Origin of the sequence: Marinomonas sp. THO17 (assembly GCF_040436405.1) — a bacterium.
In the GTDB taxonomy this organism is placed as follows: domain Bacteria; phylum Pseudomonadota; class Gammaproteobacteria; order Pseudomonadales; family Marinomonadaceae; genus Marinomonas.
In genome coordinates this window covers 2,809,580-2,822,533 of sequence record NZ_AP031575.1, presented here as the reverse complement: position 1 = coordinate 2,822,533, position 12,954 = coordinate 2,809,580, and the positions used below count along the sequence as shown (strand labels likewise).

The following is a 12,954-nucleotide window of genomic DNA, read 5'->3' as shown; positions in this document are numbered from 1 at the left end:
CCTTGATGATAGGGCAAGGGGTTGAGTTTGGATTAGTACAGATTACCAGCATTAATTCAGTGCATTACTTAAACGAATGAGGGCCCTTGAAGAAGGTAAATAACGCTTTTAATACTTGCTCTTGTTGCGCCGACACGTCATCAAACTTGAGAGAATAAATAAAGTATGCACTATGCTGCTCCACTCGAATAATATTCGCTTTTAAAGACAAGAGAGCTTGGCTTCCTTGCCTTTTAATTTCTTCTGGTAACACAATTTGTAACGTAACAAGCAATTGTGGGTCCAATTGCAGTTTTGAGCGGAATTTAATGCCTTGCTTACTGATATCATTGGTCATGCCTTCTCCAGACATATCACCTTGCTCTACATACAACCGCATTTTGTTTTCCGATCGAGGAGCATTACGTTTTTCATGATCAGCTTTCGCCACAAACTCATGGGTTTCGGTAATAAAGCCTTCTAGATGCGTTTCCAGCTTCTCAGAGATATGATAAAGATCGTCCGCCACCATAGAGGTGGTATTGGCTTTACTGTTACTTTCATCTAAGGCATCCGCTAAGTGTTCTAGCTTTCTGTTCAACACTTCGAAATGATCCATTTGTTTTTGGTTCAATTGCGCGATCGTTTCCATATTCGCCGAGGTAGTACCAATGCCTTCCGACATAGCAGTAAAGGAGGTCATGGTTTGCTTCGACGTTTCCTGCGCTTGATCCACCATTTCAACCACTTGATTCATCGAGGTCACAGAGATGTCGACTTTCCCCATCAATTGAGCAAGCAACTCGGAAATATCCTTACTGGAGCTTGAAGTACGAGCTGCCAAGCTTCGAACCTCATCGGCCACAACCGCAAAACCGCGCCCCTGCTCACCTGCTCTGGCGGCTTCTATGGCGGCATTCAAAGCCAGCAAATTGGTTTGGTCGGCAATATCATGTATGGAATCGATAATGTCATTGATTTGCACCGAGAAGTCTTTGAGTGCTCCCATTTGTTCTGCCGCTTGGTTTACCGTCCCGACAGCGCTATCAAATTGTTGGATATTATTATTTACCAACTCAATACCATCAGCCGAGATAGATAAGGTATCTTTGGAGCTGTTGGCGGCCAAGGTAATATTACCACTGACTTCATTAGACGCCTCTAATAAAGATGAAATGGCTGAATGTAGCTCATTCGAGCTTTTCTGTTGTGTTTTCCCCGTTGCCGAAATTTCATGAGAAATATCCGACACCTGATGCGCTGAATGAGACATTTGTCGACCGTGTTTCTGAACCAGAGCGATGACTTCATGTAAGGAAACCCGCATCTGCTCGACATTTCGCATCAAATCACCCATCTCATTATTGGGATAGCTGGCAATCTCCTTATGTTGATTTTGCAAATTACCATCAGCAATTTGACGTGTGGTGTCGATGGCAAAGTTAATAGAACGCATGATGCTGCGCAAAATCAAACCATAAAAAATAGCCATTAAAACAAACACCAGGCCAGCGGCGATAATTTGATTCCTCACCATTTGCTTGATTTTGGCTTGCGATGCCTGACTAAACATCACCACAGCCTTGTTCATATTGGCCAATACATTGACACTGTTTTCACTGATCATTTGCAACACATCAACTTCGTAATCTTCTGCGGCAATGCGTTCAATATTTTCCTCATGCGCCTTCCACAACACAGCAACCCTTTCCAATTGAGCTTTAATGTCTTCATTAGGTGGGGGCGGAAGTTCAACAGCTTGTGTCATGCCCAAATCCGTAAAAGTCTCCCCTCCATAGGTTAAGGCCTCAAGAGATTGATCAAACAATCTTTCCGATTTATGTACCGCTTCAAGATTTGGCTTGGTCTGAGTTAACTTAGCGACTTCTAATGCCAGTAAGAATTCTTTGGTAATTTTTTGCGTCAGCATACGTTGACGGCCAGCAATGTTGACCACCAAGGTATCATTGGACTGTTGATTTAATGAAATGACGGTATACAGAATAAGAGTGGTCAATGTGCCAATAAAAATAATAACCAGGCACAATAACTTCATTTTCAAGCTTAATTGGTTGAACCTATTTGACAGTAAAGATATGGGCCGCATTGAGAAACTCATCCATAAAGATTGTTACTGATACCAACTAAAAACCTAGTTGGCATTGCGGCTATCAGCAAGTTATCAATGTAATGAATTGTGAATCAGATCAAAGGAGTTATAGAAGGAGACTGCTTGAGTAACCAAAAGACACTTTTAAACCTTTTCGATCACAATGGACAAATAGCCTACTTCAAAACCAAATTTAGTCATCACAGACTCATTGATTACCACACCCTCTTTCACCATGTACATGCGGTCATCCACCGTGACTTCAATAATGTCACCATCGTAAGGCACTTGCAGCACGTATTTCATAAATAAGGCATTTCCCGCCATTTTGATTTCACCTGAGCCAACCACATCATTGGCTGTCGCTATGTATTGACCTGAGGCATTGGGGGTCATGGTCCAAGTACGATTTTGTATTTCACCGTCATCAAACACAAAGACTTCTACTAAGGTACCCACACCCTTTTCCCAACGGCCATCCAATGTAGCATTAAAATAACGAATGACCTTACCGCTGCGATTTTTCAGTATGCCATGCGCACGTAACTCACCAGAGAAAAAGGATTGTAGATCAAATTTCGGCGTGTTGTTGGCGTAAATGGAGACCTCTGTAGTGGAGCAAGCAGATAAGAAGAAGCTGGCAAATAGGATAATCAGTCCGTGTTTCAATGATATGCGTTTCATAGTGATCCCCTAATGTTACTAATCATATTGGTAGCGAATATCAACACTTTGATATTTGCCTTCAGCGTTACTAATGTTGGCGCGACCAGTGAAGCGTAAGAGCTGCTGTTGCCCTTTGTCATAAGCAACAACGATTGGATCAACCGCCAATTTAACCAGCCAAGAAACGGGTGACAAAGTAAAACAAACCGCATTCGCTGGCGTGCCGGCTAAACAGGACGCCTGCTGAAAACGAAATGAAAAAGTGGTCTGTTTGCTAGGCACCAAATAGTCAATGTCCATGGCTTTACCTGTCATCAAGGCTTGCCAATATTGGCGCACAAAAGCATCAAAACCTGCGTCTATAACCATATTGGTTTGGTCGCTGATCCTCTCAGTTTCTTCTTCAGTGTCCGTGCTTTCTCGGTAACTTACTAAAAAACTGTCACCTTGTTGCGCCACCTTAATGTATTCACCATTGCGCTGATTCAACTGTTGAAAACTGGGACGTATCAAAGATTGAGAGAAATCGATTTGTTTACGCGCAAAGACTTGACCGTCTGGCTCAGCGTATACCACACTGTGCTGACGATTAGGCAAGGCTTGATGTCGTTCTGTGTAAAGCAGTTCCCCACTTTCTAAACTGTAAGCCTGACCAAAAGCCGAGCTCGGCGTTGACCCTTGGGCAGCCACAACCACACCGCTTAGTAGCATACTCATAAAGACTAAACACACAGCATTCGATAGTGAATAAAACATATTATTCCCGCTTTTCAGTAAGTTGCCACTTATGCGTTAACCAAACGCCAAGAGGCAAAATCATGGCCCATATAAATGCCACCAGCAGCAAGCTTTGCCAAACAGGTTGTGCTAAAGACACTCCAGCCATATTGGCACCAGCAAAATAACTCATGGTTGGGCCAACCAAACCAAATACCGCCGCCAACCAATACCTTTGTTGGAGAAAAACCAAACTGTGAGCAAATAAGGTGGCCACACTTATCCACAAACATAAGAGCCATAATGGAGGAATACCTTGTACTGTCCAAACGTCCGTCTCAGAGGTAAAAACAGACCAACGAAACAAACTACCATCCACCAATAAGCCAAGTGCTAGAAACAACAAGATGAGGCGCCATTCTTTGGTGTTTTTAATGAAAAACCGCTGGTGCAAAACAAGGTAAACGGCGGTGGCAAGCACCGCCCAAAGAGAGCCACTTAAAAGACAAATAAACCATACTGTTTGAAATAATATTCCATTTAAAATGGCCTTCTTTGCCATGGCTTTATTGTCCTGTTGGAAGCGTTAAACGATACTCAGGTTTGGCAAAAATGAATTGACCCGTGCTGATGGCACGCTCTTTAAAGCCCCCTTCACAGTACGCCAAATAAAAATCCCACATACGACAAAACACATCGTCAAAGCCCATGGCTGAAATTTCCTGACGAGCCCCATGAAAACGTGCTCGCCAGTCTGCTAAGGTTTTCGCATAGTGTTCTGTGATGTCTTCTAGACCAATGATTTGCATATCAGTTTTCTTAGCAATTTTGTCTGCAATCACCTGATTGGAAGGGAGGCAACCACCCGGAAATATATAACGCTGTATAAAGTCGACTGAACGACGGGCATAATCATAACGCTGATCTGCAATGGTAATGGCTTGAATCACCATCAAACCTTCTGGCTTCAACAACTCACTGCATTTACTGAAGTAGCTATCGTAATATTCATGACCGACAGCTTCGATCATTTCAATGGACACCAACTTATCGTATTGACCTTGTAGGTCGCGATAATCGTCGAGCAGAAGCGTGATTTGGTCTTGTAAGCCTTCAGCCTGTATCCGCTCTTTAGCAAAGTCATATTGTTGTTGCGAAATGGTGGTAGTAGTAACATGACAGCCATAATGTTTAGCGGCATAAATCGCCATGCCTCCCCATCCGCTACCAATTTCCAATAAATGATCGCTTTCTTTCAACTGCAATTTCTGACAGATACGATCCAGTTTATACACAGCGGCTTCTTCCAACGTGGCTTCTTCTTCTGCATAAAAGGCCGCCGAATACATCATGGTAGGATCCAAAAAAAGCGAGAAAAAATCGTTACTCAAATCATAGTGAGCAGAAATATTTTCCCGTGAACCTTTTTTGGTATTGGCATTCATTTTATGCAGAATTTTGCTGCCAATACGTGACCAAATCGGCCGTTTCTGGTCCATTTTATTAATCAAATTTAAGTTGGCCACCATCAGACGAATCACACCGACTAAGTCAGGCGACGACCAATAACCTTTCATAAAAGCTTCGCCAGAGCCTATGCTGCTGTTGAAAAAAACATCCCGATAAGCCGTTTTGTCTTCAACACGAATGTGCGCTACGTATTTAGCCTTGGTAAGAGGTTCTCCAAAGGAATACACCATACCCTCTTCCTCAAGAGTAAGGTGACCTATGGAAAGACGGTTTAACATGGCGAACACCATTTTACGTGCCATGCTATCAATTCGGGAGGAAGAGGATTTCTTAGCTTGCTTATGATTTTCTACACTGGCCAAACTCATACTAGTGGAACCTCTTATCTTACTAATCTACTTAAGTTAATGTTTTTGGATGGCTATAAAAAGGCACTCTTTTCAGCCACAGTTTCATTGCTTGCCAATAAATTCCGAATGCAACTTTTGCTGTCATAAAAGGATAAAAAAGCAAGACATTACGCAGGTTCTTACTGTTCATCGGCAACTTAGACAAAGCCAAAGTGGCATCAAAAACACATTCGTTGGACTCTAAGACTTTGTTTTGCATATGCACGGTCAATTTGTCTTCTGGCAGATTACTCCGCCAATCATAGTAATGATTCATCGGATGGAATGGAGACACGTGCATTTCTTTACCAAACTGGATACGCTGACGATCTTGTTGTGGATCACATCTCAGTACGTAAGCCACCTTTTCGCCCCACGGGGTATTCGTTACCTCCAGCAACATAGCTTGTAGTTGCTTTTCGTGGTCAAAACAGTAATAAATGGTGATAGGGTTAATAATAAAGCCGAAGTAGCGACAGTTAGTGAGCATACACACAGGCCCATTCAAACTGATACCAAGTTGACGAAACACTTCTCCCTGCACAGCTTGCTTAATGGGAAGACAGTTATCACCAAAATAGTCTTTACGAACAAAGCGCGCCAATGACCAAAACTGAGTTGACCACCAAGGGCTCATCGCCAAAACATGATCCAATTCATCCAAATCGAAATACATCATAAAGACCTTATATTGAAAGGCATGATGACGGGGCTCAAAACGACGATGACGCACCGTGCCATAATAGATGGCACTTTGTGTCTGTGCAGACTGTGAAGGATAAGCCGACATTACCAATTTACTCCCAAGCCCTCTGCGACACGCACCCCGCTCCAACATCCGTCTTCATGAAAACCATTGCGCCAATAGGCCCCACAGAACCAAGTATGATTGACACCATTGATTTCTGACCAGCGCCCCTGAGCATCAATACCTTCAATGGTGAAGGTTGGATGAGCGTAATTAAAACGGCCTAAAATCTTATTTTGATCAATCATTTGCGTTTGGTTCAAGGTCACCACATAAGTGGTATCGCTGTCCAAATGCTGAAGTATGTTCATGTTATAGCTTAAGGTGGCAGGCTTATTTTGCTCTTCCCCCAAATGATAATTCCAACTGGACCAGGCCAGTTTGGCTTTTGGTAATAAGCGCGTATCCGTATGCAACACCACTTCATTATTACGATACGGAATGGCTGATAAGATATCCCGTTCTTGCCGACTAGGATCCGCTAACAAAGCCAAAGCTTGGTCGCTATGGCAAGCAAACACCACCTCATCAAACATCTCTGTGTTACCGTCAGCAAATTCCAACATCACTCCATTGTCTAAACGTTGCACTTGTTTGATGTCAGCACCCAGCACAATCTTATCTTTGAAGCTTGCCACCAAGGGCTGTAAATACGCAGAAGAACCGCCCTCAATGACACGCCATTGAGGGCGATCATTGACACTGAGCAAACCGTGATTTTTGAAAAAGCGCACAAAAAAGATGAGTGGAAAGTCCATCATTTCTTCCAAAGTAGACGACCAAATGGCACTGCCCATAGGAATCAAATAATGTTCAGCAAAACGCTTACCATAGCCTCGTTCCGCCAAATATTCGCCGAGTTTGATATCTTCTTTTAGCTGACCCGCAGCTAAATCCCGAATGGCTTCTTTGTTAAAACGTAAAATGTCTTTCAACATACCAAGATAGGGCAAATTAAGCAGGTTACGACGTTGTGCAAATAGGGTGTTGAGATTGTTACCACCGTACTCTAGGCCAGTACGCTGACAACTCACACTGAAACTCATCTCAGTTGGACGAGATGGCACACCTATTTCATCCATCAAACGAATGAAATTTGGGTAAGTCCAATCATTGAAAACAATAAAGCCTGTATCAATAGCAAGAATTCGCCCCGCTTCTTGAACTTCAACTGTCGCCGTATGACCACCAATGCGTTCCGCTGATTCATATAGGGTTACATCATGTTTTTTCTGCAATAAATAAGCACTGGTTAATCCGGAAATCCCTGAACCAATAATGGCGATTTTCACTCACTTTCTCCTCGTAACAGGATGATCTTTTTTTAACACATCTTCCTGTCGTTATTATTTTCGTTATGAATTGTCTGTTTTATTCGGTGCTAACTTTTTTAACCACCATTTCGGAAAATGGCGTCCCAACCAAAGCATTGCAGATAAAGGTCTAGGGAAAGCATACTCGTAAGGACGTTTTTGTATGGCTCGATACATGCCTTGCGCCGCGTCGTCAGCGGACATCAAAAAAGGCATATCAAAAGTATTTTTTCGGGTTAGTGGAGTATCCACAAAACCAGGTAAAATACAGGTCACATCGATACCTAAGGGGTTTAAGTCCATGCGCAGTGAAGATAAAAAATAACGAATTGCTGCTTTGCTGGCACCATAGGCCTCGGCTCTTGGAAAGGCAGCTTGAACTGCCTGAGAACTGATACCCACCAGATGCGGTTGAGAAGATTTTTGTAGCAAGGGCAAACACATTTCTACACTGTTTACCATGCCAAAGAAATTTACGGACATAATTCGTTCCATCATAGACCAATCCGTTTGTTCACCTTCTATGTCTAAGTATTCACAGGTGCCAGCGTTAAGAATAGCACAATCAAGACAATCCACTTGCTTGGCAATCTCGTCACGCACACTCACTATTTTTGTTTTATCCACTATGTCGAATGGCACAAAAGTGAGACGGCTGTCTGTTGCCATTAATTCGCTTAAATCACCTTCAGACCTTGCACTGGCAATGACTCGCCAATCTGCTTGTAAATAGTGCTTAACCAAAGCTAACCCGATACCTGAACTGGCACCGGTAATCCATACCTTGTTTTGTTGACTCATGATAGCAGGCTCCCTCAAGCTATACGGCTAAACGCCTTTTTAGGCCTTTGACCACACTTCCTAACAAGGGCACATTTTCGTAGAGAAGCTGACCCAAATCGTATACGTCTTCATGAAAATAGATGCAATCATGGAACTGGACTTGACTCATACCACGTACCGTAATGGTGTCCTTACCCAGTTTTGGGTGTTTGAAATGCATGTTCCATTTAATGTATGCCATGTTGTCAGACACAATCTGATCAAGATATTCGAAATGACCACTTTGTACATTAACGCTCATCTCGGACAAATAGGCGTGTAAAGCTTCCGCCCCTCGCAACTCATGGATAGGATCTTTGAAAATGATGTTGTCCGCATAAACTTGATCAATTTTACCAAGCTTGGGATGTTTAACATCGCGATAGAAGTCTTTAAAGTTTTCTATCAGTTGCAAATTGGGAGCGAGTTTAGAATCCATAATACACATCACTTCTGGTTCGGTAGTTGCATTTGAATTGAAAAAATCAACGTTTTATTAAACGCATGATGGTGCAAAATGGATCAATTTATTATTTTTCTATTTGTAAAGCAGCACACTGTGATCCAAAATTTGAGTAACCGCGTATCCCCTATATTGAACAAAACGCTGTCAGAAAGTTTGACGATACTCCATCACTCGGAGCTCTAAATGGAAAGCGCAAACAAAATAGAACCAGACAAAAAAAGAGTGCAAGACATGATTGCAGTTGCTGAGCAACGCGATCAGGCCGCATTGTCTCGCTTGTTTGACCATTATGTGCCTAAAATTCGCAGCTTTTGCCTTGCCGCTCAGCCAGGTGCGAACCTAATGGCAGACGACATTGCTCAAGAAGTGATGATTCGTATATGGAACAAAGCGCACACTTACAAACCTGAAGCTGCGTCACTCAATACATGGGTTTTTACCTTGGCAAGGAACGCTCGGATAGACTATTTACGTAAAAATAGTCGCTATCAGTCCGATATTGATCCTGAATATCTTTGGCAAAATATTGTTGATGAAAGCGCCGATCCTTTTAAAGATGCTCAACTAAAGCGTGATCAGCAAAGGATTCAACAAAGCCTTGATAAACTGCCAATTGATCAGAAGCAGGTACTTTCTAAAGTCTATCTAGAAGGTAAAACCCACAAAGAAGCCGCAGAAGAATTATCTCTGCCCCTTGGAACCATTAAATCTCGAGTGCGTTTGGCGCTCCAGAAATTGACTATATACGTTAAGAGGTAGTATTTGATGACTCACTACCATCCATCAATCGAAACATTAACCGACTATGCGGCAGGTGCCTTACCCCTTGCACATTCTCTGTGTGTGTCGACCCATTTAGAACAATGTCCTGAGTGCCAAAAGCAACTAATGAAGCTCGAAGCACTGGGGGCTGAACTGTTTGAGCAAAATACTATGCCGACTCAATCAGTTAGATATTTGAAAGACCAGTTCTTTGCAAAACTGTCACAACAAGAAGCGGTTCCCAGCGACACTGCTATCAATACAGCTTTGCCACAAAGAGACAGCAAGGGTTACCTGATTCCAAAGAGTTTGCGACAGTTCATTCATCATGACTATGACGAGCTACCTTGGATGCATTTGTCCCCTTCTTTTAAGATTGCCACTTTGCTCAATGAAGAAGGTGGTGCGCAAGTTGCCTTAACACGGGTCAAACCGGGAGCGCACATGCCGACACACACGCACACAGGTGATGAAATTACCCTAGTGTTGGAAGGAGCATTTTCTGATGAAACCGGAATATACCGTAAAGGTGATTTTATTTGTCGTGATGCGCGCCATAAACACAAGCCAATTGTCACCAAAGATGCTGAATGCATTTGTTTGACCGTACTGGATGCTCCGATCGAATTCACTGGTTGGTTCACACGCTTACTTAACCCTATATTGCGTCGTTACCACCCGCACACCAGTCTTTAGAATTAAATGATAAGAGGCTCTTAAGGTCTCTTATCACTTTCTCGTCTTGATAGCCTCGCTTCTATCCAGCCGTGACTTTCTAGCAGGCTGTAACTCGCTAAGTGAATGTTTTTTAACCTAAACAAGAAAAAAATGTGAAAGTCTGGTATAGTCCTTGTTCAAATTCACAACAAGGACTCTTCTCATGGCCACAAAAAAGAAACAGCCGGCGGCAACGGAAACCTCGGAATCCATTGAAAAACAAATGCAAGAATTCTTCGCTCGCGGTGGACAAATTAATAAAATAGACTCAGGTGTCAGTGGCCAATCTCAAATGACAGGATCACGTCATATTTCGTTGGGCAACAGCAAAACGAAAGCGCAATAAAGTCTACAGGCTCATGTGTTTTTTCACGTGGGCCTGCCCCGTTTTCACCTTCCTACCCTTTTAACGGTAAGCATCAATAAGACAAGAAACATATTGCATCAACGCAATAGTGCTTTCATTATTCGCATAATAATAAATTTAATTTCCGTAGGTACAGCATGCTGAATGAAACCGATCGCCAATTTTTTCAACCTTTCTGGCGCCGTGTGGTCGCAACCTTAATCTGTGGTGTTTGGGCCGCCATCGAATGGCTTTACGATGAACCTCTATGGGCTGGTCTCGCCATTTTACTGACCATTTATTGTGTATGGAACTTCTTTTATCGCTTTGAAGAAGAACCTACTGATGAAGAGTCATGACGAATTTTATCACATCACTTTCTCATCATATTTTTCTCATCATATTGTCCTAATAGAAGTGATGAAAAAAGAATCGATGAAATAAAAAGTAAAACAGATTGACTTATTTCTGTTAAAAATCGGTCATCGATTCGACACCTTAGCGTCACCCGCTTGTCACAATGCCTCTCTAATCTGAGTAATAAATCATCAAGAGTTTATTCAGAGCGGAGCACCATCGTGATACAAGTCGAGCAAATGATTGCCAGTAAATCACCTCAGTTTTTCGACAAAAGCCCTTTAATTACTCGTCCTACCTTAAGTCTTTTAAAGCGCTTGTTTCATGAAAATGAAGTGAACGAGTTCCTTGAAAAGAACGATGGTTGCGCTGGGTTTGAATTCATTGATCGTGTTTTAGATCATTTCAATTTTGGTTACCAAGTCAGCCAAATGGATAGGCGTAATATTCCTGCGGTGGGTCGCGTTATGATCATCGCCAACCATCCATTAGGCGCATTAGACGGACTCGCATTGTTACGTTTAGTTGGCGAGATTCGTCCCGATGTCAAAATCATAGCTAACGATATGTTAATGGGCTTTGATGGTCTCAAAAACCTAGTATTGCCAGTGGATAATCTGGCCGGCAAAACGGGCAGAATGCAGCTCAAGGCCATCATGAACTGTCTGCACAATGAAGAAGCCATCATTATTTTCCCCGCTGGTGAAGTATCACGCATGTCACCCAGTGGCGTAAAAGATCAAAAATGGAATCAAAACTATCTTAAGTTAGCGCAAAAAACCAACAGCCCCTTATTGCCGGTACACATTGGTGGCCGTAATTCCATGCTCTTTTACACCAGCTCTTTGGTGTATCGCCCCTTGTCCACCCTTCAGTTGGCTAACGAAATGTTTCGTCAGCGCAATCGCAAGATTCCTATGCAAGTGGGTCAAGCTATTCCGATTCAGGAAGTGGCGCAATTGCCATTAAGCGACAAAGAAAAAAACAAACTGGTGAAACGTCATTTGTACCGCATCGCCAAAGGCAAGAAGCCCTTGTTGAAAACGGAAAAAACGATAGATCACCCACAGAATCGTCAGCTCATCAAGCACGAGCTAAAGCAATCACAACATTTGGGCAGCACCAAAGACAACAAACAAATTTATTTGTTCGACTATGATGCGACTTCTGTCACCATGAAAGAAATCGGTCGCTTGCGAGAAGTGGCGTTTCGCAAAGTGGGCGAAGGCACAGGTGAGCGTTCAGACTTGGATAAATTCGACCAATATTATCGTCACCTAATTCTTTGGGACGAAGAAGAACTGGAAATCGTCGGCGCTTATCGCATTGGCGAAGTCGCTCGCTATATGAAGGAAGAATCCCCAAATCGCATCTACAGTGCCGAACTGTTCCGCTATTCCTGCGATATGGAGCCTTATTTTGAGCAAGGTATCGAACTGGGGCGCAGTTTTGTACAACCCAAATACTGGGGCAAACGCAGCTTGGATTATTTATGGTATGGCATTGGCGCTTATTTAAATCGCCACCCTGAGATTCGCTATATGTTTGGTCCTGTCAGCCTCAGCAACAGTTATCCGCAAGTGGCAAAAGATTTTATTGTCTCTTTTTATCAGCTGTATTTTGCGGACAAAGAACATCTGGCTCGCTCTTTTACACCTTATCAGGTGAACCCTGAGCACAAGGACATCATCCAGAATATGTTTGCGGGTGACAATTACGAAGAAGACTTTAAAGTACTAAAAGAACAACTAGGGCATTTCGGTGCCAGCGTTCCTACCTTATTCAAACAATACAGTGAATTGTGTGAACCTGGCGGCGTTCGCTTCTTAGACTTTGGCGTAGATGCTGACTTTGGCTACTGTGTAGACGGATTGGTTTTGGTCGATCTCAACACAGTCAAAGAAGCGAAAAACAAGCGCTACCGAGGTCAATAATTCAAGATCCATGATGGTCATGATGAGAAGAGTCGTTGTGCTCTTCTAGTGTTTTTTTCATCATCACTAAGTAGACGATCTTTACCACCAACAGAAGACTCAAAATCATAAGGACTATCAATTCAATATCCATTACACACCTCTTATACTTTTTATTA

At 42.8% G+C, this 12,954-nt stretch carries 14 protein-coding genes; 5 read left to right on the top strand and 9 right to left on the bottom strand.

Annotated elements, in window-relative coordinates:
• Window positions 1–64 precede the first annotated feature (64 nt).
• The 9 genes from ABXS85_RS13430 to ABXS85_RS13390 all read right to left on the bottom strand — a co-directional run bounded on the left by ABXS85_RS13430 (window position 65) and on the right by ABXS85_RS13390 (window position 8,653).
• Complete coding sequence (locus ABXS85_RS13430; RefSeq protein ID WP_353667029.1) at window positions 65–2,035, bottom strand: methyl-accepting chemotaxis protein; 1,971 nt, start codon at window positions 2,033–2,035, stop codon at window positions 65–67.
• A 198-nt stretch (window positions 2,036–2,233) separates the two neighbouring features.
• On the bottom strand, window positions 2,234–2,773 hold the full coding sequence (locus tag ABXS85_RS13425; protein ID WP_353667028.1) for a DUF3833 domain-containing protein: 540 nt from the start codon (window positions 2,771–2,773) through the stop codon (window positions 2,234–2,236).
• 18 nt (window positions 2,774–2,791) lie between these two features.
• Entirely contained in the window at window positions 2,792–3,511 is a 720-nt protein-coding gene (locus ABXS85_RS13420) for a hypothetical protein (RefSeq protein ID WP_353667027.1), read from the bottom strand.
• Window position 3,512: 1 nt separating this feature from the next.
• The gene (locus tag ABXS85_RS13415; protein ID WP_353667026.1) at window positions 3,513–4,034 is read right to left on the bottom strand and encodes a DUF2878 domain-containing protein; all 522 of its coding nucleotides are present in this window, start codon (window positions 4,032–4,034) and stop codon (window positions 3,513–3,515) included.
• A gap of 4 nt (window positions 4,035–4,038) precedes the next feature.
• Window positions 4,039–5,310: a cyclopropane-fatty-acyl-phospholipid synthase family protein gene (locus tag ABXS85_RS13410; RefSeq protein WP_353667025.1), complete on the bottom strand. Its 1,272-nt coding sequence runs from the start codon at window positions 5,308–5,310 to the stop codon at window positions 4,039–4,041.
• A gap of 31 nt (window positions 5,311–5,341) precedes the next feature.
• Complete coding sequence (locus ABXS85_RS13405; RefSeq protein ID WP_353667024.1) at window positions 5,342–6,121, bottom strand: DUF1365 domain-containing protein; 780 nt, start codon at window positions 6,119–6,121, stop codon at window positions 5,342–5,344.
• On the bottom strand, window positions 6,121–7,371 hold the full coding sequence (locus tag ABXS85_RS13400; protein ID WP_353667023.1) for an FAD-dependent oxidoreductase: 1,251 nt from the start codon (window positions 7,369–7,371) through the stop codon (window positions 6,121–6,123). The genes ABXS85_RS13405 and ABXS85_RS13400 overlap by 1 nt, the downstream gene beginning before the upstream one ends.
• 63 nt (window positions 7,372–7,434) lie before the next feature.
• Window positions 7,435–8,193, bottom strand: coding sequence for an SDR family NAD(P)-dependent oxidoreductase (locus ABXS85_RS13395; RefSeq protein ID WP_353667022.1), 759 nt, complete (start codon window positions 8,191–8,193; stop codon window positions 7,435–7,437).
• A gap of 19 nt (window positions 8,194–8,212) precedes the next feature.
• Window positions 8,213–8,653, bottom strand: a complete 441-nt coding sequence (locus ABXS85_RS13390; protein WP_353667021.1) for a nuclear transport factor 2 family protein — start codon at window positions 8,651–8,653, stop codon at window positions 8,213–8,215.
• A gap of 210 nt (window positions 8,654–8,863) precedes the next feature.
• On the opposite strand from ABXS85_RS13390, the gene ABXS85_RS13385 reads away from it, so the two are divergent.
• From ABXS85_RS13385 to ABXS85_RS13365, 5 genes are all read left to right on the top strand, one after another.
• Entirely contained in the window at window positions 8,864–9,439 is a 576-nt protein-coding gene (locus ABXS85_RS13385; protein WP_353667020.1) for a sigma-70 family RNA polymerase sigma factor, read from the top strand.
• Window positions 9,440–9,445: 6 nt separating this feature from the next.
• Window positions 9,446–10,138 carry a ChrR family anti-sigma-E factor gene (locus ABXS85_RS13380; RefSeq protein ID WP_353667019.1) on the top strand — a complete coding sequence of 231 codons (693 nt, stop codon included), beginning with the start codon at window positions 9,446–9,448 and terminating at the stop codon, window positions 10,136–10,138.
• Window positions 10,139–10,322: 184 nt separating this feature from the next.
• The gene (locus ABXS85_RS13375) at window positions 10,323–10,505 is read left to right on the top strand and encodes a hypothetical protein (RefSeq protein WP_353667018.1); all 183 of its coding nucleotides are present in this window, start codon (window positions 10,323–10,325) and stop codon (window positions 10,503–10,505) included.
• A 158-nt stretch (window positions 10,506–10,663) separates the two neighbouring features.
• On the top strand, window positions 10,664–10,864 hold the full coding sequence (locus ABXS85_RS13370) for a hypothetical protein (RefSeq protein ID WP_353667017.1): 201 nt from the start codon (window positions 10,664–10,666) through the stop codon (window positions 10,862–10,864).
• 219 nt (window positions 10,865–11,083) lie between these two features.
• Complete coding sequence (locus ABXS85_RS13365; protein ID WP_353667016.1) at window positions 11,084–12,796, top strand: GNAT family N-acyltransferase; 1,713 nt, start codon at window positions 11,084–11,086, stop codon at window positions 12,794–12,796.
• The last annotated feature ends 158 nt before the right edge of the window (window positions 12,797–12,954 follow it).